Source organism: Paenarthrobacter sp. NPDC089714 (genome assembly GCF_044748905.1).
Classification (GTDB): domain Bacteria; phylum Actinomycetota; class Actinomycetes; order Actinomycetales; family Micrococcaceae; genus Arthrobacter.
Window position 1 is genome coordinate 334,388 of record NZ_JBIVGX010000004.1, and the last position, 19,912, is coordinate 354,299.

Here is a 19,912-nt window from a genome sequence, read left to right on the forward strand (position 1 = left end):
GCACATCATGACAACCACAGAAACATCCTTGTTCACCGTCCGTCGCGGGGGCGCCTTCCCGGCCCCGTCGCTTCCGCCCTTTGGCCAGTTCATCGGCGGCAGCTTCGTGCCCTCCACCTCTGAGGAAACGGTCGACGTCGTCAATCCGGCTACCGAGGAAACCATCACCCAGGTGCCGGCCGGCTCCCTGGAAGACGTCGACGCCGCCGTGGCGGCTGCCGTCGCAGCGAAGGCGGAGTGGGCAGCGAAGACGCCGAAGGACCGCTCCACGATCCTGCTTCGGATCGCGGACATCGTTGAGGAAAACCGTGAGCTCCTGGAAAACCTGGAGGCTGCCAACACGGGCAAGCCGGCCGCCGTGGCAGAGGACGACGTCTCCAGCGCCATCGACACTTTCCGGTTCTCCGCCGGTGCGGCGCGTGCCTTCACTGCGCTGGGCGCCGGTGACTACGCGGAAAACCACACGTCCGTGGTGTTCCGCGAGCCGGTGGGCGTGGTGGGTGTGATCACCCCCTGGAACTACCCGTTGCTGATGGCTGTCTGGAAGATCGCGCCGATCCTCGCTGCGGGCAACACCTTGGTACTCAAGCCCTCGGAGCAGACACCGCTGACTACGCTGAAGCTCGCTGAGCTGATCGCGGGCGAGGTTCCTGCCGGCGTCGTCAATATTGTCACCGGCCCCGGCCGGGTGGTGGGCAACCGCCTGTCCGAGCACCCCGATGTCGACCTCGTGGCCATCACCGGCAGCGTCGGCAGCGGCCAGAAGGTGGCCGCCAACGCCGCTTCGACGGTCAAGCGCGTCCACCTTGAGCTCGGCGGCAAGGCACCTGTTGTGGTGTTCGACGACGCCGACCTGCAGGCGGCTGCCGAAGGTGTCCGTTCTGCCGGCTTCTGGAACGGTGGCCAGGAATGCGGCTCTGCTTGCCGCGTGCTGGTGCACGAGTCCGTTGCGGAGAAGTTCACCGAACTTCTGGTGAAGGAAATCAGCGCCATCACCGTAGGCGCTCCCGGGGCCGACGCCGAAATCGGCTCCATGATCTCCAAATCGCACTACGAGCGGGTCCTGGCGGCGCTGGAGGATGTCCGCAAGGACGGCCACACCATCGCCGTCGGCGGCAACGCCCTCGAGGGACCGGGCTACTTTATTGAACCCACCGTGGTGACCGATGTGCCTGCCGGTTCCCCGATCACGTACACCGAGATCTTCGGGCCGGTGGTTTCCGTGGAAACCTTCAGCACCGATGAGGAAGCCGTCACCCGCGCCAATGAGACCGTGTACGGCCTGGCGGCATCGGTGTGGACCAACAATGCGCAGCGCACGTTGACCGTACCGCGCCAGCTCGACTTCGGCACCGTGTGGGTGAACTCGCACCTGGTCATCGCCAACGAGGTTCCGTGGGGCGGCTTCAAGGGCTCCGGCTACGGCCGCGACCTGTCCATCTACGCCCTCGAGGACTTCTCCCGTACCAAGCACGTGATGTACAACCGCGGCTGATTCCGTCCCGAACTCTAAAGCGTGCATCCCGGATAAACCCGGGGTGCACGCTTTTTTCGTGCAGATCAGGAGTAATGTGCCTTCATGGTCCCCATCGATAACCTCCTTGCGTTCGCCCTCGCGTCGGTGCTCATCATCGTGGTTCCCGGTCCAAGCGTGCTCTTCGTTATCGGGCGCTCCATAGCCCTGGGACGTCGGGCAGGCCTGCTGAGCGTGCTGGGAAACGCCCTCGGCACGGTGCCCGCCGTGTTCGCCGTTGCCTTTGGAGTGGGCGCGATTGTCGCCTCTTCGGTGGTGGCGTTCACTATCATCAAGATCGCGGGTGCAATCTACCTCGCATACCTGGGGATTCAGGCGATCCGCCACCGGCACGATCACGCACGCAGTTCTCCGCGCGCTCCGTCCTCCTCATGGAAGCTTCTTCGGCAGGGATTCATCGTGGGAATCTCCAACCCGAAGACCATCGCGTTCTTCGTGGCCGTGCTTCCACAGTTTGTCGCCCCAGCTGCCGGCGCGGTCTGGGCCCAGCTTCTGCTGCTCGGACTGACCTTCCAGGGCCTTGCCCTCGCCTGCGATAGTGTGTGGGCCCTCGCCGCCGGGACAGCGCGCGCGTGGTTTGCCAAGTCGCCCCGCCGGATCTCCACGCTCTCCGGCGCCGGCGGCGTCATGATGATCGGGCTCGGCGGGACGCTTGCCGTCACCGGCTCCAAGTCCTGACCGCTGTTTTTCGCCGGAACAAAAGGAACGACGCCGGGCGGTTGCCCGGCGTCGTTCCTTTTGTTTTTGTTCTGGCGCCTGATGTCAGAGGAGGCTGGGTTCGCCCGGCTCGCCGACGGAGGGGTCGATTCCGTACTTCTCGAGGATCGACTTGATGGTGCCGTTTTCACGGAGCTTCTTGATGTCCTCGTCCAGGGCCTTGCCGAGGGTGTCATTGTCCAACGCGGACGGCAGCATGACCTGGCCTACAGTCGCGAACTGCGGGACGTTCGCATTCGGCTTCACGTCCACCACGGTGGCGCCTTCGATGGGGGCGTCCTTGAAGCGGTACTTGGCGGAGGCTGCGGAGGCCACCAGGGCGTCGATGCGGCCGGCCTTGAGGTCGCCGTAGATGGACTCGTCATCCTGGTAGATCTTGAAGTTGTCGCCGAGCCACTTCTGCATGGAGTCGTTCCAGAGGTTGCCCGCCACGGAGCCGATCTTCTTGCCCTGCAGGTCGTCGCTGGTGAGACCGGTCTTGGACACGATGGCCTGCGGGTCGCTCCAGAGCGGGGTGCTCAGGTAGACGATCTTGGTGCGTTCCTTGGTACGGAGCCAGTTGCCCGATCCGATGTCCACGCGCTTGGACTGCACGGAGGGAATGACGGCGCCTGCTCCACCCGAGGTGCTGACGGTGACCTTGAGGCACTCCATCTTGGCGATTTCGGCGATGAGGTCCCCTTCCATGCCGGTGACGGTGTCTCCGTTCAGGATGGTGGCCGGGGCGTAGTCGTAGCTGGCCACGGTGAGTTCGCCCTGCGTGAGGGTCTTGAGGTCCTTGTGGGCCGGGGTGCAGTCGCCCGAGCCGGCGGACGTGTCACCGCCGCCTCCGCAGGCTGCGAGGGAGAGGGCGACCAGGCCGGCGGCGGTGCCGGCCGAAAGTACGCGCACGAGGGAACGGGTTGTTCGCGACATGGTGACTCTTTCTTTTGCTGGGGTTGTGACCCCGGGGTGGGCTGGTGCGAAACGGTGGCGCGTGGTTGCGATGCGGGTGTTAGTTGCGTTGGAGGTGGCGGCCGAGGCGGTTTTCGAGGAGTTTGACGGCGCCGAGGAAGACGAGGGTGAGGGATCCGTAGATGATGGCGGTGAGGGTGTAGACGGAGAGGTATTCGAAGGTGATGGAGCCGATTTCGAAGGCTTTGGACATGAGTTCGGGGACGGCGATGACGAACGCGAGGGCGGAGCCCTGGAAGACGAGGACGGCGAGGCCTGCCAGGGGTGGGGTGGAGATGCGGAGGGCTTGGGGGAGGATGATGAGCCGGAATCCGGTCCAGCCCCGCAGGCCGGTGGTGAGGGCTGCTTCTTTTTGGCCCAGGGGGACCGAGGCGATGCCTGCGCGGAAGTATTCGGAGGCGTAGGCGCCGGTGTTCCAGGTCAGGGCGATGATGGCGGTGGTCAGGGAGGTGAGGGTGATGCCGGCGTCGGGGAGGCTGAAGTAGAGCAGGTAGAGCAGGACCAGGGCGGGCAGGCCGCGGCCGACTTCGACGAAGAGGAAGCTGATCCATTGCAGGGGTTTGAGTTTGGCTTCGGCCATGACGGCGAGCAGGAGTCCGAAGGGGAAGCCGAAGAGCAGGGACAGGCCGGTGAGTTGGAGGCTGACTCCGAGTCCTGGGGTGAGGTTGGGTATCCAGGAGAGCCATTGGGTGATCAGGTCCATCACGCTACTCCGATCTTTCTGCGCAGTTTCAGGTCCACGCGGCGGGCGATGAGCGCGACGGCGAGGCTGATGATGATGTACAGGGCGCCGGCGACGACGAAGGAGAGCAGCCCTTCGTGGGTTTGCTTCGCTGATTGTTGGGCGTAGTAGGTGATTTCGCGGACGCCGATGGTGGAGGCCAAGGCGGAGTCTTTGAGCAGGCCGATGCCGTAGGTGGCGATCGCGGGCAGGGCGACGCGGAACGCTTGGGGGGTGATGACGTGCGCGACGGTGGTGACGCTGCTCATGCCCAGGGCGTGGGCTGCTTCGCGCTGCCCGTCCGGGATGCTCAACAAACCGGAGCGGTAGATTTCGGCCATGAACGCGGAGGCGATGATGGAGAACCCGATGATCGCTGCCTGGATGGTGGATAACCGGAGGGCGTATTGGGGCAGGCCGAAGTAGATCAGGAAGAGCCAGGTGATCGGGGGGATGACCCGGACGATGTTGATGTACAGGGATGCAATGGTGCGGATGATCCCGATGGGGGAGCGGGCCGCTCCGACCAGGACGAGGCCGATGAGTCCGCCGAAGAGGAGGGAGGCGCCGGTGACGTAGAGGGTTTGGCCGACGCCTTGGGCGATGGAGGCCAGGAGTTGGGTGATCATGGTTACCGGTCCAGGACGGCTTTGAGGAATTGTCGGGTGCGTTCGTTCTGCGGGGCGGACATGACTTGTTCGCTGGGCCCGATTTCGAGGACCCCGCCGTTGCCCATGACCATGATCCGGTCAGAAACGTCGCGGGCGAAGTGCATTTCGTGGGTGACCACCAGCATGGTCATGCCTTCATCGGCGAGGTCCCGCATGACGGCGAGGACTTCGAGGCCGATTTCGGGGTCAAGGGCCGAGGTCGGCTCGTCGAAGAGCATGACTTTTGGGGACAGGGCCAGGGCGCGGGCGATCGCGATGCGCTGCTGCTGCCCGCCCGAGAGCCGGGCCGGGTACGCGGAGGCCTTGTCCGGCAAACCCACACGCTTGAGGAGTTTGTTCGCCACTTCCTCGGCCTGTTCCTTCGAGGAACCCAACACCTTCCGTTGCGGGAGGGTGATGTTCTCCATCACGGTCAGGTGCGGGAAGAGGTTGAAGCTTTGGAACACCATGCCCGTGACCCGGCGCAAGTGATCCAGGCTGGCCTTGTCCGGCAGCCTCGCCCCGCCAGCGACCACCTTCGCGCCGCCGATCGCGATGGTGCCCTCCGAAGGGGTTTCCAGGTAGTTCAAGCACCGCAGGAACGTGGACTTACCCGCACCGGAAGGCCCGATGATCGACACCACCTCACCCTCGGCCATGGACAGGTTCACGTCCTTCAGCACCTGGATGACCCCGTACTTCTTACCCAGCCCGGCCACCTCGACCTCGCCAGTGAGAGCCGTAGGGGGAGCTTTCGTGCCAAAACTTAAGCCCATTTTTGGTTCCTTCGATTAGATGACTCGTTGAGCTTCCGAGCGTCCCGCTGATGTGGACGTCTTCTGCAGAGGCCAAGCGCGGCCTGTACCGATCCGGCTTCCCGCTGGTGCTTGGTGGCGGTTCGGGGTCGGTGTGAAGTGGACCTCAAATGCCTGTGGTCCTGATCACATCTAAAGAATACATTATTGAATGATTAATGCAATAGGGTTCTGAGGTAGATTTTCGGAGTCAGGAAACCTGTGCTGATACGCCGCTCAGAATGTGCTGGCTGACCCGCTTGGCCTCCGCGTACGCTCCATGCGTTCCGGCCGTTTCGGAGGAGTAGTCGCCCGCGAAATGCAGAGTGCCGTTCACCGGTTCCTGGAGGGCCGGAAGGGCGGCAGCACGCGTTGGGGTCAACAGGGAGAAGCAGTGCTCCCACGATTGGATTTCGGCCCCGACCACGTGTCCGCGCAACTCCGGTACAACAGCCAGGAACTCTTCAATCCACTCGTCGAGCACGCTGGAGTCGGGTTTATTGGCGTCCTTGAGGTAACCCGCCGTGTTTCCGTAGCAGACGAATTGGGCCGAACCGTCCTTGCGGCCGGGCCGGGGGTTGATGGCCACATCGAAGACGCGTCCGGCGGCGGCAATGAAGGCCCAGTCGTCGATGTGGGCAAGCTCGGGCGAACTGATGTCCACTACTACTCCGAGTTCGGTGGAACCCGGAGTCTGCACCGCCTTCAGAGCCTCCGTCTTCCACTCAGGCAACTGGACCATGGCGGCTATCCTCGGGGCAGGGACGGACATGATCACGTGCTTCGCTAGGAGCCGGGCGGGCGAATCGTTGCTGGATGGTGTGTTTCCGGGTCCCGTTGCTGCGGTATCCAGGCTCCACGTCCCGTCGACATTTTCCGTAACGGACTCCACCCGGTGGTTGAGGAGCACGTCCGTGTGCTCCAATGACCTCGCCAGGGCAGCCGGAATCGCCTCCATGCCGCCCAGGGACACCATGCGGTTCTTCTTTTCCTGCACCAAATAGCTCGCGAAGTACCGGAGTGCGTAGGTGGCGCTGAGTTCCGACGGCGGAGCAACAGACCCGCCCCTGATGGCTGCTGTCAGTAGTTCCTGGACATCCCTGGGCAACCCGTCGATCCGTGACTGTGCGGATTCGTCCCCGAAGCCCGACGTCGCCGGGCGGAGTTGGCCGTCCACGGTATTGGCGAAGTATTCCGAGCTCGCCCGCTGGATGAATGTCCGCAACGCCTCCCGGGATTCTTCGGAAAGGGGAAGCCGATTGACCAGGTCATCGTTGTCATTGGAAACCACGGTCTCTCCGTTGACATGCAGGCCAAAGGTGGTGGGTTCAAACGGCGTCAGTGGGACGCCGAGTTCCAGGGCCAGCTCATGTGAGGCGGTTCCCGCGTAGACGAACATCGCGCCCATGTTGACGGGTTCGCCTTGGATGTCCACGGTTTTAGCCCGTCCTCCCAGACGGCCCGTTTCCTCAAGCAGCACTACCTTCTGGCCCGCGCGCTCCAGGTTGTAGGCGGCAGCCAGGCCTGCCGGGCCTCCACCGATGACGGCGACATCGTACATTTTCTCTCCTTGGGAAGGGGTGGGTGTGCGCCCGGAACTGGACTCGCCGGAGCTTCGGTCTCCATGATTGGCGGCGCCCTTTGCGAAGGGAATACCTCACAGCGGAAGCGGCGCAGTATTGAGTCTTTGAGTCAGCCCGCTTGCCTGCCTAGACTTGCCGCATGGTGAGGGCAAGTGACCGGAGTGAACTGAAACGGGCTGTCCTGACGGCGCCGCTCTGGATGCAATCGACCAAAGGCTCCAGCCGTCAGATAGCGGAGACCGTGGGTGTCAGCCAATCGTTCGTAGCCCGAACCTGGCGGGAGCTCACCGAGCCGGACCGATCAGTTGAGGCAGTCCGCGCCTTGCTGGGCGAGCGGCACATGGTGTTGGTTGGCTTCGCCGTTGGAACAGCTGGATCTTGCCTTGTCCTAAACCCTGTCCGAGCCGCCCGTGTTCGGTTCGCTGCCGGGCTGTCCATCATCAGCAAGAGAAGGGTGCGCGGGATTCTCGCCGCGGACCTGCTCCGGAGTGCCCCGAGCGCTTCCGGGGCCGGAAACCCGGACCGGGAGTTGTGGGACTTGCTGGCCTCCAACGGACACCGCCTCGATGAAGCAATCGTCCTGGTCAGCGGGGACTTTGCAGTTCCGCCCGGCCTTGACCCTGCGGTGCGCGTTCCGGATGCATGGCTGTGGCAAAAGCTGGTGGCAGCCCTGGACATGTTGCCCGAAGTGCCCACTGGAGAACATCTGGCCGACCTCGAGTGGCGTATGCGGCGTTGGTACCACGGAGGGCGGACGCCGTTTTCGTGGACCGTGGACCGGAAACATACAACCAGTGCCGAAGCCCGGTTGATGGACGCTGCGGAGCCGTGGACTGTACTGGCTGAGGATGTCCTTGCTGCCATCCGCCAAGGGCTGGTGGACGGAACGTTCTCCGGAGAGAGCGAAATATCGTTGGGCAAACTGAGCCGTCTGCTGGGTGCGCCCGTGAGGGATGTCCGTTCTGCCATCAGGGCACTCACCGAGGACGGTTTGGTGACCGCAGCGAGGTCCGACTCGGTAGTGGTCCGGATACCCACACTGGACGACGTCACGGAAACCTACATGGCCCGCCGGGCCCTGGGGGCAATCGTGGTCCGGGCGGCCAGCCGTTGGAGTCCGGAGGCCCGTGTGCGTGTGCTGAAACACCTCGAAGAACTGGAAGACAGCGTCCGCCGCAATGATGTGGCGAGGGCCCACCACTTGGACATGGACTTCCAGATCGCCCTGTTCGAGTCCTCCGGCCTCAACCGGATACCGGCCATCATGGAGACGCTCACCAAGCAGGCCTTCATGCACTTCGCTGTCCTCGGCGCCAGATACACCTTCTCGCCCAAGAAGATCCTTGAGCAAAATACGGCAATCTTCGAAGCGATCGATGCGGCGGATCTCCGTGCAGCCACCATGAGTTGGCAGGCCAAGATGGAGGACGGATTGAGCTACCTCGCCCAGCACATCAAGGCCATGGACCAGCAGCGGTCAGCGGAGCAACAAACCCCGCGAAACCGCCGCTAGCTGGCCCCACAACGCACCTTAGAAAGCAGAAAAGCCGATGGCCCGGAGCTGTTCGCGGCCGTCCGGAGTAATGTCCGAAGGTCGCCAGCTGGGCACCCATTCCCAGTGCACCTCGAACGTGGTGTCCCGGGTGGCCAATGCTGCTCCGATGTTGCGCTCCATCACGTGGGACAAGGGGCAGGCAGCCGAGGTGAGCGTCATGGTGATGGCCGCGTGGCCGGGGTTCTCCATGCGGATTCGGCGGATGAATCCCAGATCCACCACATTGACGCCGAGGTCCGGGTCGATCACCTCGTACAACGCTTCCAGGACCGTGGCCTCTTCCGGAGTCTCCACCACGGGTTCGCGTTCCACCTGCACCGGTTCGGGCCGGACAGCCGAGCGGGTGACCGGGAACGGCAGTGCCGTCACGGAGGCCAAACCGGCAGGTCGCAGCACAATGGTTACTTCGCTGGTGGGGCTGGAGATCCAGTCGGCCACGCCATGTGCCTTGCGGCGGATACGGACAATATCCTCTGCTGCCACGGCGGTTCCCGCGTAAAGCACCAGCGTTTGCGGTGCCAGCCCCGCCTGCTGGGCGTGGGCCAGGGCCTTGTCCAGGACGCGGGCCAGTTGCTCACTGGTGGTTCCAGGCCCGAAGCGGAGTTTGGCCCGTGCCTCTTCCGCAGGCTTTCCCATCACCCGGGCAAGCGCCGCCGAAGCTTCCGATTCTGCGATCCTGAGCTGGGGCTCCCGGACCATGATGTCTGTGGTTTCTGCCAGCAGGGTCATGCTCGCACCTCCCTTTGCGGCTGCCGTGTTCTCTGCGGCAGCAGGCTTTTCAAGGAGAACTCCTCGTCGGAGAGTTGTTCCCCGGTGACTTGGTGCGGCACGGCCATGAGCTTGCGTGCCTGCAGCAGGTCTTGTGGCCGGTTCAAGGCAACCATGGCCCTGATCTGCCCTTCCACAACGGAAAAAATCGAGAATGAGCGGTCGGCAACCGAACCACGGACCACCCGCGAACCGCCGTCGGCATAGCCCAGCGACTGCAGGTTGTGGTCATACTGGTGCGACCAGAAGTAGTGCTCCTCGGTGAACGGTTCCGATTCCCCCAGGAGGTTCCGGGCCAGGTTGGCGCCGTGCCTCATGGCAGTGTCGTGGTGTTCCACGCGGATCCGCCGCTCGTACCGGGGATGATAGCGGGCGGCAACGTCGCCGATCGCGTACACGTTTGGTGCGCTGGTGCGGCCATGCTCATCGGTGAGGATGCCGCCGTCGACCTTTATCCCGGCCTCGGCCGCAATCTCCGCATTCGGCACGGAACCGACGCCTACCAGCAGTTCATCGCATTCGATGACCGCGCCGCTGCTGGTGTGGAGCTCCAGGCCGAAGATGGTCTCCGTCATGGAAGTGACCGTCTCCTCCATGCGCATCTCCACGCCTTGTTCGCGGTGGATATCCAGCATGGCCTCACCGATTTCCGGTCCAAGGGACCGGAGCGGAAGAGGGCCAGGGCTGAACACCGTGACGCGGGCACCGCGGCCGGCGGCAACAGCCGCCAGCTCGCAGCCCACGAACCCGGCACCCAGGACGGCCAGGTGGCGGCCCGGTTTGATCTGGGCGCCCAGGCGCTCGGCGTCGGCGATAGTACGCAGTACGTGGACCCGCTGGCCACCGAACCCGGGCAGCGTCTTCGCCCGTGCGCCGGTGCCGAGCACCAACGAGTCGTAGGCGAGCGAGCCGCCGTCGGAGAGGAACACCCGCCGCTCGGCCACGTCCAGGCCCACGGCCCGGGTTCCCAGCAGCAGATCCACATCGTTGTCCGGATACCAGCCTTCGTGGTTCACCTGGAAATCCGTGCGGTCGAACGTGCCGGCCAAATACTCCTTGGACAGCGGCGGACGCTCGTACGGGAGGTGTTCCTCATCAGCCACGAGGACGATGTCGCCGTCGAACCCGGCGCTGCGGAGGCCGGCGGCGGTGGCAGTGGTGGCCACCCCGCCGCCGACCAGGACCACCCTGCTCATGGGATGCTCACCGAAATGGTGCCGTCCTCATCGTTCACCTGGCACGGGTACTGGGTCAGGTGATGCGTGGACGGGTTGATGCCCTTGGCGGTGCAGACATCGAACTCCCACAGGTGCTGGGCGCAGGTAAGTTTCCTGCCGTCGAGATCGCCGTCGTCCAACGGCCACTCCTGGTGGGGGCAACGGTTCTTGAACGCCAGCACCTCGCCGTCGTTGTTGACCAGGAGGACTGATTTGCCTTCAACCTCGACGGCGGTCATCTCGCCTTCCCAGAGGTCGTCGATGTTGGAGACTTCGTGCCACGTCTGTGGGATTGTTTCGCTCATTTCGATCAGCTCACTTTCTCTGCCATTTCGAAGATGTCCTGGTGGTACTGCGCCCGGGATGTCCGTGCGCCTGCAACGGCTTCCGCCGCCGAAATGCCAAGCAGCGGGGCAAGCCCCTCAACTGCGGCGTCCGCGAGCTCCGACCATCGGTTGATCCACTTGTGCAGGGGAGCCTCGTTGGATGGGCGCTGCGCCAGCGCATACTTGGCCAGCGCCCCGCTCCAGCGGTTGCGCCGGTTGCTGTCCTCCGCAAGATGGTTGGACAGCAACCAGGATTGTTCGTCGCCGTTGGCCCGGCTGACCTCGCCGAACTGGCGGATCAGCAGGTCGTCCAGGGTGGGTCCGAGGACGAGGTTCAGCGAGGTGAAAGCCTCACCCCAGTCGTAGGCGATCAAGGCCCGTTCGATCGCTTCGCGCGCCGGCTGCCAGGCAGGGTGCTGCTCCCAGATCTCCCGTTCGCGGTCTCCGATGCCGGATTCAGGGTGGGCGATCTGCAAAGCCCTGGTCCGGTAGGCGATGGTGGTGACGCGGCGCAGGAAGTCGGCATTGGCATAACCGGCTGCGGAGGTCACGTAGGAGCTGGGGCCGATGAAGCCAACGTAGGCCTCGGCCTGCTGGAACCCATGGACCAGGAAGCGGGATGGGGTGAACAGCGTTCCGAGGATCTCCACCTGGGTCTGGCTCAGAGACTCGTCGGCAGCGGCGTACTGTTCCAGGACGCCGTCGAGCTTTGTCTGTTCGCTGGCCTGCAGGTTCACGTACGACCGGTAGGCGATCTGGTCCGGGTCGCGGAAGTCCTCCCAGTTATCGGCCTGGAACGGCGAGTTCTCGCGGTAGGTGAGGAACCAGAGGTTGCCCGGCGACGACGGGTTCTGCTCGAACACGCTGGCCTTGCCGGCGCGGGTGTTCCAGTTCTGCGCGTGCGTGACGATTTCGTATTCGCTGGGCAGCCGGCGGACATCGCCGAAGGCGCTGAACGTGCGGAGCTTGCGCTGCCGTGGTGCGGGGGCGTTCATCAGTTGCTTCCCTTCGTGGCGCCGGCCTTCGCGGACTCGGCTGTTTGCCAGATGATGGAGTCGCTCTCCGTGGAGACGCGGCCGGAGAAGGAAGACATCACGATCTCCAGGGACCGGATGCGGTAGTCCGGGCCGAGGTGGTCCTGGAGCGTCGGTTCGGTGAGCACCAGCTTGTCTTCGGCCTGGACCCGCACGTACGCGCCGCGGTCAATGACCTCGATCTCGGTGTCCGGGTTGTCGTCTTCCAAGGCGGAGATGATCTTGTCCACTTCGTCGCCGATCCTGAAGACCGGGCCTACGGGGTTCTTCATGATGCAGCTCCTGATGTGTCGTACTCCACCGCAACGAAATCGAGGGCGGTGATGCCGGCTTCTGCCACAGTCATGTAGCCGGGCAGCGTGCGGCCTTTGTGGACCACCACCTTGGGGTAGGGGAGTGCCCGCACCCGGCGTCCTTCGGAATGGTGCGCGACGGCGGCCGCTACCTCGTCCATGGTGTTGGCCGTGGTCACGGGGACCAGGATGGACACGAAGTCCGTGGAGAAGATGGCGTTGAGCGGGACAAGCTCCGGTGCCCGGTCTTCGACGCCGAGTTCGATCTTCTGCTCGGTCATGGCTAGCCACCTACCCGGATGAGGCCGCTGGCTTCGCGGCCCACGTAGTCCTTGGTCCAGGCTGCGTAGTCCGGGTCGTCGCCCATGACGTCCGGGGTCAGGCCCATGTAACCCAGGATGCCTTCCACGGTCATCGGCTGGATCTGGCCGGCCAGGAAGCGGTCCACCAGCGTCTGGTGGTTGACGTTGTCGCGGTCCTTCCACCAGATCTGGCGGCAGGCGATGCTGCAGAAGTGGATCTTCTTGCCGTTGTAGTCCAGTGAGTGTTCGCGGATGCGCCACGATCCATCGCGGGACTGGGTCGGGTTGCACATGGGCAGGTGGCATGTGGAGCACAGCCACGGGAGGGTTTCGGGAAGCGTGGCAGCGACGTTGTTGGCGTTGACGTTGTCGATGATCGTGTCCCACTTGTCGCCGTAGACGGCCTCCCAGTTGGGGTACTTCTCCCGCAGCCAGTCGCGTTCGTCCTTGGAGACGCCGGCGGTCGGCTTCCACCAGAGAGTGGGCCGCCACCACCACAGGCCCATGTGCAGGCTGTGGTGCCAGGTGTCCAGGCCGCGCATGAACTCGTCCCAGAACCAGGGCTTCTTCAGCCCGTAGTCCTCGATGGTGCGGACGAACTGGTCAACGATCCACTCCTCCATGAACTCCCGGTAGGACTGCTTCCGGTGTTCCAGCGGGGTGTAGTAGTCCATGGCCGGGCCGGTGAGGGCGGCAAAGGCGCGGGCGTTGGCCCAGAAACCCTTGTCGATGACCCACTGGGCGCGCTGCGGATCGTGCTCGATCAGGATCTCCAGCGTGGCGACGCCCTGCTGGGAGTGCCGGGCTTCGTCCGTCTGGATGGAGGAGATCATGCTGGCGAAGTTGATGTCGCCGGCCTGCAGGGCGTCCGCGGAGAGCGCCACGAACTGCAGGTTGGTGAAGCCGGTCTCGAACGTCAACGGCAGCATGAGCGCGCAGTCCACTGCGTTGGAGGTTGTCATGAATCCGTCGAACAGCGTACGCAGGGCCACCGGGACCCAGTCGTTGGTGCTGTACGTCTTCTGGGTCCAGTCGAACTGCGGATCCTTGGCCACCAGTTCGTGGCCAAAGAACGTGGTGAGCGCGTTGTGCCGCAGCTCGTCCAGCTGCCCATAGACGGCCATGTTCCGCCAGGCCGCGTTGAGGCCGAAACGGGCCATCTTGAGTTCGGCGAGCATTGCCGTGTACTCCACCTGTGCCACGCCACCGAAGTGCATCTTCGTCGATGACTTCCAGCCCTCGTCCAGGTGGTCGAACGTGGAGGTGCGTTGCAGGGCTGCCTTCACCGCGTACGTTGCCGCTTCCTTCTCGCGCTGCGTGTAGACGTATTCGGGGTAGCTGACCTTGTAGCCCTCTTCCCACTTCAGCCAGGCTTCCCGCGGGACCTTTCCGGTTCCGGTCAGCCAGTCCGGGTAGACGGCCTCGTCATCCACATAGGACAGGGTCCAGTCGGTGTTGCGGACGAAGTCCTGCCATTCTTCTCGTTTAAGCAGAGCCATGGTGTGTTCTCTTCCTCTCTTAGTCGACTTCGAGGTGGCCGAGTTGTCGGTTGACACCTGCGTTGTCCCAATAGGCCCTGATGCTGTCGATCAGGCCGTGGCTGTTGACGTGCATGATGAAAAGGTGCGGTTCGGCGAAGTATTGCCCCTGGGAGGTGATGAACCCCCAGGCGGACTGCTGTGTGCCGTTGATGTCGCAGGAGACCACGACGTCCCCGTTGTCATTGCCGTCGATGTGGTAAATCTCGTTGCCCAAGTTGGGGAATGCGTTGATCAGGCCGCTCCAGATCACGCGGCCGATGGTGCGCACCTTGCCGTCTCCGCGGACAACGCGCTGCTTGGCCCAGACTTCGAACGGGATGTAGGAGAAGTCGGCGTTGTCGGTGCACAGATCGGTCATGGTGACGACGTCGCGGCGGCGGTAGGCGTCAAAGAATCCGGTCACGACGGCGACTGCCGCACCCGCCGTCGTGGGGGCTGCCGTTGCGGTTGTTCCTGCGGGGGTTTCCAAGAGTGTCATTACGCATTCACCTTCTGCTTGACGATCGTGACTTGGTCCTGCCGTTTCACTGCGAGCCGGCGGTAAAGCTGGTTCTGGCACCAGTAGGCGTCGATTCCGGTGATCCGGCTGGTGTTCTCCTCGCCGGAAAGCGTGAACCGCCACGCCGTGTCCAGGTCCAGGTGCTTCTCCTGGTTGATCGCGCCGAGGAAATCGCCGGCCTGCGTTCCTTCGATCTTGAACTCGGCCACGATCACCCGGCCCCATTCGAGTTCGATCACGTTCTTGACGGTGACCAGCACGTCGGGGAAGGCCGCCACGATGTCTTCCAGGAGGCTACGGACTACGCTCTTGGTTCCGTCCACCACCAGCAGCGGATAGACCGTCACCTTGGCATCGTCGGAAACCGTGGAGAGTGCTGCGTTGACGTCCTTGAGGCGGAAGCCGTTCAGGAATGCGTCGACGGTCTGCCGGGGACTAACGGACATGGTTGACTCCTTCAGGGTTGTTGGGACGCTCATGCCAGTGCCAGGGCTTTCACCACGGCGTCGGCTGTTGCTTCGGTGGAGTTGGGGTTCTGACCGGTGATGAGATTGCGGTCCACCACCACGTGGGATGCCCAGGCGTAGGGTGCGTCGTCGAAGATCCCGCCGGCGTTCTGGAGGGCGTCGGCCAGGAGCCACGGCATGCCAAGCATGCCGATGTGGTTCTGCTGCTCCTCGTCGTCGGTATACGACGTGATGCGGTAGCCCTCGAAGAGCCATTGGCCGTCGTGGCGCTCCGGTGCGGACAGCAAGAGCGCCGGACCGTGGCAAAGGGAGGCAATGGGCGCTTCCTTTTCATGGAGGATGGCCAGCAGCCGCCCCACGTCCGGATTGTCGTGGAGGTCCACCATGGGGCCGTGGCCGCCGGGGGCAAAGACGGCGTCGAAGCCGGCGAGGTCCTCTTCGCCCAGCGAGGACAGGGCCACGGGGTTGTTGAAACCGGGGATGGCATCGAGCCGGGCCTTGCGTTCCTTGGCGACGGCCGAGCTGGCTTCGTCCAGTTCCGTCACTGCTGCCCGCAGCGCCACCTCAGACAAGCCGCCGGTCAGTCCCTCGGCAACCATGACGTCCACGAGCTTCCGGTTCTCCTGCCACGCGGTCTTCGCCGCCAGGCTGACCAGCTGGTGGGCTTCCTGATCGGATGATCCAGCCCCCACCAGCAGGGCAGCGATCCTGCGCGAAGCCACGAGTTCCAGCTCCGTGGTGTGCTGCAGGGTGATCCGGATGTCATCGGGATCGTGGTGGAAGGTCCTGTACACCGAGGCGAAGTAGTCCCTGTCCTTATCCGGGTAGTGGAAGATGGGCTCCAGTCCGTAGGGGTCCGCCACCGGCGGACGGCCATCGGGAGTGATCACCACAACGTCGGCACCTGCCGAGACGAAACGCTCGTAGGACTTGAGCGCTTCCTCGGCCCAGTAGCCGGTGGGGTGCCCGGGGCTGTCGCGGAGGTCGATCTCCTGTGCGCTGGAGACAACGAAGGCGATACGGGTCATGAGTAACTCCTGGTTGTTAAGGGATGTAGATCCCTGCTGCGATGTTGCGGATTCCTGTATTCCTCGGGAGGCTTCACGCAACTGCCCTGGGGCGCTCGGCCGGGGACCCGCCGTCGTCCGCTTCCAGGCAGTCGGGCCAGACCTGGCAGTCGCTCCAGCGGTCCCAACGGGCCACGGGGTGCCCGAACTGCAGGACGCCGGACTGCAGGCCGCTGGACCGCAGGGCATCCGCGGTTTCCGTCTGCTGCGGGTGGAACCCCGATGCGCTTCGTTGCTTCACCGTTGTCACCTTCCTTGCCTCCCCCAGTCCGTTTGCGTGAGTTCAGCCTGCTCTCTTTGCGGACGTTGCGTATGGGTGAAACCACCCCCTTCACTACCTGTATTGTGTGGATCATCACAGGAGGGTTATGAGCACCACTGCACTGGTCGGGCACCTCCCCGGTGGCCAGGACCTCACGAGTTTCATCGGTCGACGGCGGGAACTTGCCGACGGTCGCGACCTCATGTCACGCTCCCGTCTCCTCACGCTGGTGGGGCCCGGCGGGGTGGGTAAAACACGGCTTTCCATGGAGCTCGCCTCGCGCTCGCGGAAGGGATTCCACGACGGCGTGTGGTTCGTCGAGCTGGCGGCGCTGGAAGACGGATCGCTCATCGGATCGCAGGTTGCCACGGCGCTGCGCCTCGCTGACCAGTCCAACCGTGCGCCGCTGGACCGGCTCGCAGACTTCCTGCGGGACCGGCAACTCCTGCTGGTCCTGGACAACTGCGAACACCTGCTGGATGCCGTGGCCGCGGTGGCATCCCAACTCCTGGACCTGGCGCCGGGACTGCGGATCCTCGCCACCAGCCGTGAGCCGCTCGCCATTTTCGGCGAGCAGGTCTACACCGTCCCGCCCCTCGCCGCCCCGGACGAAGCAACCCTGGGCGAAGGTTCCCTGGAAGCGTTCGACTCCGTCCGGCTGCTCGCGGACAGGGCCCGCAGCGTGGACCCCAACTTCGAGATCGCCGAGGACAACCGCCGGGCCGTGGGCCAACTCTGCCAACGGCTGGACGGGATCCCGCTGGCCATCGAACTGGCCGCCTCCAGGCTGCGCTCGCTGTCGGTTGCGCAGCTCGTGGAGCGCCTGGACAAGCGCTTCGACCTCCTCACCGGCGGCAGCCGGGTGGCCATTCCCCGCCAGCAAACACTGCGGGCGTTGGTGGACTGGAGCTACGAGCTGTGCACCCCGGCAGAGCGGACCCTGTGGGCCCGGCTCACCGTTTTTCCCGGCGGTTTCGACCTCGAAGCGGCAGAGGAAGTGTGCGGCTTCGGGGACATCAGCAGTGGCGAAGTCCTGGACCTGCTTGACCACCTGGTGGCCAAGTCCCTGGTGCTGTCAGAGCGCTCGGGTGGCTCGGCCAGCCAAGGCGGAAACCGGCAGCGTTACCGCCAGCTCTTCACATTCCGCGAGTACGGGGCCGAACTGCTGGACGCTTTGGGCGAGACCCAGGAGCTCCGCCGCCGGCAACGGGACCATTACCTGGACCGGGCAGCGCGGATGGTGGCCACGTGGTGCGGGCCGGACCAGGCCGAAAGGCTCGCGGCGGCCCGGCGGGACCACGCCAACCTGCTCTCCGCCCTTGACTGGTCTGCGTCCACCCCCGGCGAGGAACTGGCGGGCACCCGGCTCGCGGCGCTGCTTCGGTACCACTGGCATGCCGGCGGCAACCTGAGCGACGGGCGCCGGTGGCTGGACCGGATGCTCGCGCTGACCACGGAGCCCACTGCCGAGCGCGGTGAGGCGCTCTGGGCCGGTGCCTGGATCTCCCTGGTCCAAGGCGAGAAGAGCGCTGCAGCTGGCTATTTGGCGGAGTGCCGGCACGTGGCGGGCCTCCGCAACGACGCACTGCTCAACGGGCAGGCCGATCACTGGGACGGGCTCCTCCACCTCTTCAGCGGAGACCTCGGACCCGCCATCCGGATGTTCAAGGACGCCATCGCGGCACAGCGTGCTGCCGGGGACACCATGTCCGCCCTCATCGCCACGTTCCACCTGGCCTGGGCGCAGGCCTTTGCCGGACCCGAGGAAGCTCGAGCCGGGCTTGAAGCCTGCCGGGCGGCAATCGTGGAGAGCCGGGAACTGGGTGAGCTGTGGGCCAAAGCGTACGCGCACTGGGTTTCGGGGCTCTGCTTGCGGCACCTCGGCGACCTCGACTCCGCCTTGCAAGCGCACGTCCGGGCCCTGGAGATCGAGCGGGACTTCCTGGACGGGATCTGCACGGCACTCACCATGGACGATGTCGCGTGGACCCTCGCGACGCTCAAGCACTACAAGGAGGCCGCCACCGCCCACCACGCAGCGAGGGCTGTGTGGAAGGGGTTCGGTACGTCGATTGCCGCGTTCGGCCCGCATCTGGAAGGCGACAAGGACGCGACGGCGGTCCTCCTGAAACGCGAACTGGGCGCGGACCGTTTCGAAGCCATCGGCGTGGAAACCGGCGAGCCCGCGGAAGCCAAAGCCATCGACATTGCGCTGGAGCTTGTGCGCGCCGTGACAGCCCCGGCGCAACCCAAGCAGCCACGCGCCGTCCGGGACGTGAAGCCCGACGGCGGGAGGCCGCCGTCGGGCGCTGCCTACCGGACACCCGCGGGGCCGGCCCTGACCAAGCGGGAGTTCCAGATCGCGGGACTCGTGGCCGAAGGCCGCAGCAACAAGGACATCGCCGCGGAGCTGGTGGTCTCGCCGCGGACGGTGGATGGGCACCTGGAAAATATCCTGGCCAAACTGGGCTTCACATCGCGGACCCAAGTGGCGGCCTGGTATGCGAGCCAGGCCGTCTAAGCCGCTGGGCTTTCCACGTCACTGGGCTTTCCGCGTCACTGGGCCTGTTTGAGCAACCCGGCCTGTGCTGCGCCGAAAGCCCGCGGAGAGGCCCCGTAGCGGTCGCGGAATTCGTTGATGAAATGGGACGCGCTGCCGTAGCCGACGGCCCGGGAAATCTGCGTGATGGTGGACCTGTTTTCCACCAGCAGTTCGCGCGCCCGGTTCAGCCGGAGTTCCTTGACGAACTGGTAGGGCGACTTGCCCGTGACGTCCCGGAACAGGTGGGAGAAAGCCGAAGGGCTCATGTGGGCCTGCCCGGCGAGTTCGCCCACTGTCAGGGGTTCGGCCAAGTGTTCCTTGGCGTAGGCGATGACCGCGCTGACCGGATTCCTGGCGCTTTCGCTCGCAGCACGTTCCACGAGGCGCGAATACTGCCCGGCCTGGAGTGCCCGGTACACGATCTCCTTCAGGTACGTCGGAGCCAGTACGCGGCGGTCCGTGGGCGATTTCAGGGAGCGGAGGAAGCGGAGGATCGCGTCCATCATGTCCCTGTCCAGGGCAGAGAAGAACGCCGGATTCTCCTGGCTCGCCGGTTCGGCAAAGGCTGCCACCCGCCGTTCCTCGAGGATGTCCGCTGAAACCTCGCGGACCAGGCCAGGATCGATCTGCAGGCCGAAGGAAAGGAACGGCGTCTCCGGACTTGCCTCAAGGATCACCGTCTGGAAGGGGACATCGTTGGGGACCGCCAAGTACGTGAACGGATCGTAGAAGTGGTCCGTGCCGTCCATGGTGATGCGCTTGCGGCCCTGGGCAATCACGCACAGGTGGAGCTCGCTGACTTCTTCCCAGACCGGCGCGGCCGGCTCCTCGAAGCGGTAGATCATCAAGCCCGGAAACCCGCCTTCATTGGCTCCGGTCCTGGGGGCACGGGAAATGAGCTCGGCGATCAGGTCGCCGGACGTGATGCGGAATTCGAGGGGGTTCTGGGCTGGGCTCAAGGGGGCTCCGGCTCTACGTCGTTGGGGGCGGGGAGTGGTGGCCAGCATACGCGCTGGATGGTTCGGGGTGTCAAGGTTGCGGTGTGGTGCCCTCCTGCGGAATCCGCAACAGCACGGGCGGAATCTG

The 19,912-nt window shown here is 64.6% G+C and carries 21 protein-coding genes; 4 read left to right on the forward strand and 17 right to left on the reverse strand.

The window, feature by feature from the left end; all coding sequences use genetic code 11:
• Positions 1-7: 7 nt before the first annotated feature.
• A complete protein-coding gene (locus ACIPY3_RS10345; RefSeq protein WP_400333481.1) occupies positions 8-1,495 on the forward strand; it encodes an aldehyde dehydrogenase family protein in 1,488 nt (495 codons plus the stop codon).
• Between the two features lie 84 nt (positions 1,496-1,579).
• On the forward strand, positions 1,580-2,212 hold the full coding sequence (locus ACIPY3_RS10350) for a LysE family translocator (protein ID WP_400333484.1): 633 nt from the start codon (positions 1,580-1,582) through the stop codon (positions 2,210-2,212).
• Between the two features lie 84 nt (positions 2,213-2,296).
• Here ACIPY3_RS10350 and ACIPY3_RS10355 read toward each other — a convergent pair whose 3' ends face one another.
• The 5 genes from ACIPY3_RS10355 to ACIPY3_RS10375 form a co-directional block, all read right to left on the reverse strand.
• Positions 2,297-3,166 (reverse strand): substrate-binding periplasmic protein, encoded by an 870-nt coding sequence (locus ACIPY3_RS10355; protein WP_400333487.1) that lies wholly within the window; start codon positions 3,164-3,166, stop codon positions 2,297-2,299.
• A 79-nt stretch (positions 3,167-3,245) separates the two neighbouring features.
• Entirely contained in the window at positions 3,246-3,908 is a 663-nt protein-coding gene (locus ACIPY3_RS10360; RefSeq protein WP_400333490.1) for an amino acid ABC transporter permease, read from the reverse strand.
• Positions 3,908-4,555 carry an amino acid ABC transporter permease gene (locus tag ACIPY3_RS10365; RefSeq protein WP_400333493.1) on the reverse strand — a complete coding sequence of 216 codons (648 nt, stop codon included), beginning with the start codon at positions 4,553-4,555 and terminating at the stop codon, positions 3,908-3,910. The genes ACIPY3_RS10360 and ACIPY3_RS10365 overlap by 1 nt, the downstream gene beginning before the upstream one ends.
• A 2-nt stretch (positions 4,556-4,557) precedes the next feature.
• Positions 4,558-5,352, reverse strand: a complete 795-nt coding sequence (locus ACIPY3_RS10370; RefSeq protein ID WP_400333496.1) for an amino acid ABC transporter ATP-binding protein — start codon at positions 5,350-5,352, stop codon at positions 4,558-4,560.
• 229 nt (positions 5,353-5,581) lie between these two features.
• Positions 5,582-6,931 (reverse strand): flavin monoamine oxidase family protein, encoded by a 1,350-nt coding sequence (locus ACIPY3_RS10375; protein ID WP_400333498.1) that lies wholly within the window; start codon positions 6,929-6,931, stop codon positions 5,582-5,584.
• Between the two features lie 161 nt (positions 6,932-7,092).
• Between ACIPY3_RS10375 and ACIPY3_RS10380 the strand changes: the two genes are divergently transcribed.
• Positions 7,093-8,466 carry a GntR family transcriptional regulator gene (locus ACIPY3_RS10380; RefSeq protein WP_400333501.1) on the forward strand — a complete coding sequence of 458 codons (1,374 nt, stop codon included), beginning with the start codon at positions 7,093-7,095 and terminating at the stop codon, positions 8,464-8,466.
• 18 nt (positions 8,467-8,484) lie between these two features.
• On the opposite strand, the gene ACIPY3_RS10385 is transcribed toward ACIPY3_RS10380, so the two are convergent.
• The 11 genes from ACIPY3_RS10385 to ACIPY3_RS10435 form a co-directional block, all read right to left on the reverse strand.
• Positions 8,485-9,237: an iron-sulfur cluster assembly protein gene (locus tag ACIPY3_RS10385; protein ID WP_400333504.1), complete on the reverse strand. Its 753-nt coding sequence runs from the start codon at positions 9,235-9,237 to the stop codon at positions 8,485-8,487.
• On the reverse strand, positions 9,234-10,472 hold the full coding sequence (locus ACIPY3_RS10390) for an NAD(P)/FAD-dependent oxidoreductase (RefSeq protein WP_400333506.1): 1,239 nt from the start codon (positions 10,470-10,472) through the stop codon (positions 9,234-9,236). Before ACIPY3_RS10390 ends, ACIPY3_RS10385 begins: the two co-directional genes overlap by 4 nt.
• Positions 10,469-10,798, reverse strand: coding sequence for a Rieske 2Fe-2S domain-containing protein (locus ACIPY3_RS10395; protein ID WP_400270240.1), 330 nt, complete (start codon positions 10,796-10,798; stop codon positions 10,469-10,471). The genes ACIPY3_RS10390 and ACIPY3_RS10395 overlap by 4 nt, the downstream gene beginning before the upstream one ends.
• A 5-nt stretch (positions 10,799-10,803) precedes the next feature.
• On the reverse strand, positions 10,804-11,814 hold the full coding sequence (locus ACIPY3_RS10400) for a hypothetical protein (protein WP_400333511.1): 1,011 nt from the start codon (positions 11,812-11,814) through the stop codon (positions 10,804-10,806).
• Entirely contained in the window at positions 11,814-12,125 is a 312-nt protein-coding gene (locus ACIPY3_RS10405; RefSeq protein ID WP_400333513.1) for an MmoB/DmpM family protein, read from the reverse strand. Before ACIPY3_RS10405 ends, ACIPY3_RS10400 begins: the two co-directional genes overlap by 1 nt.
• Positions 12,122-12,427 carry a toluene-4-monooxygenase system B family protein gene (locus ACIPY3_RS10410; protein WP_400333515.1) on the reverse strand — a complete coding sequence of 102 codons (306 nt, stop codon included), beginning with the start codon at positions 12,425-12,427 and terminating at the stop codon, positions 12,122-12,124. The genes ACIPY3_RS10405 and ACIPY3_RS10410 overlap by 4 nt, the downstream gene beginning before the upstream one ends.
• Before the next feature lie 2 nt (positions 12,428-12,429).
• Positions 12,430-13,947, reverse strand: a complete 1,518-nt coding sequence (locus ACIPY3_RS10415; RefSeq protein WP_400270236.1) for a toluene monooxygenase — start codon at positions 13,945-13,947, stop codon at positions 12,430-12,432.
• Between the two features lie 19 nt (positions 13,948-13,966).
• Positions 13,967-14,467, reverse strand: a complete 501-nt coding sequence (locus ACIPY3_RS10420) for a nuclear transport factor 2 family protein (RefSeq protein ID WP_400333517.1) — start codon at positions 14,465-14,467, stop codon at positions 13,967-13,969.
• A complete protein-coding gene (locus ACIPY3_RS10425; protein WP_400333519.1) occupies positions 14,467-14,934 on the reverse strand; it encodes a nuclear transport factor 2 family protein in 468 nt (155 codons plus the stop codon). Before ACIPY3_RS10425 ends, ACIPY3_RS10420 begins: the two co-directional genes overlap by 1 nt.
• A gap of 29 nt (positions 14,935-14,963) precedes the next feature.
• A complete protein-coding gene (locus ACIPY3_RS10430; protein WP_400333521.1) occupies positions 14,964-15,983 on the reverse strand; it encodes a DJ-1/PfpI family protein in 1,020 nt (339 codons plus the stop codon).
• A 73-nt stretch (positions 15,984-16,056) separates the two neighbouring features.
• Complete coding sequence (locus ACIPY3_RS10435) at positions 16,057-16,263, reverse strand: hypothetical protein (RefSeq protein ID WP_400333523.1); 207 nt, start codon at positions 16,261-16,263, stop codon at positions 16,057-16,059.
• Between the two features lie 127 nt (positions 16,264-16,390).
• Between ACIPY3_RS10435 and ACIPY3_RS10440 the strand changes: the two genes are divergently transcribed.
• The gene (locus ACIPY3_RS10440; RefSeq protein WP_400333525.1) at positions 16,391-18,805 is read left to right on the forward strand and encodes a LuxR C-terminal-related transcriptional regulator; all 2,415 of its coding nucleotides are present in this window, start codon (positions 16,391-16,393) and stop codon (positions 18,803-18,805) included.
• A gap of 35 nt (positions 18,806-18,840) precedes the next feature.
• On the opposite strand, the gene ACIPY3_RS10445 is transcribed toward ACIPY3_RS10440, so the two are convergent.
• Positions 18,841-19,785, reverse strand: coding sequence for an AraC family transcriptional regulator N-terminal domain-containing protein (locus tag ACIPY3_RS10445; RefSeq protein WP_400333527.1), 945 nt, complete (start codon positions 19,783-19,785; stop codon positions 18,841-18,843).
• Between the last annotated feature and the right edge of the window lie 127 nt (positions 19,786-19,912).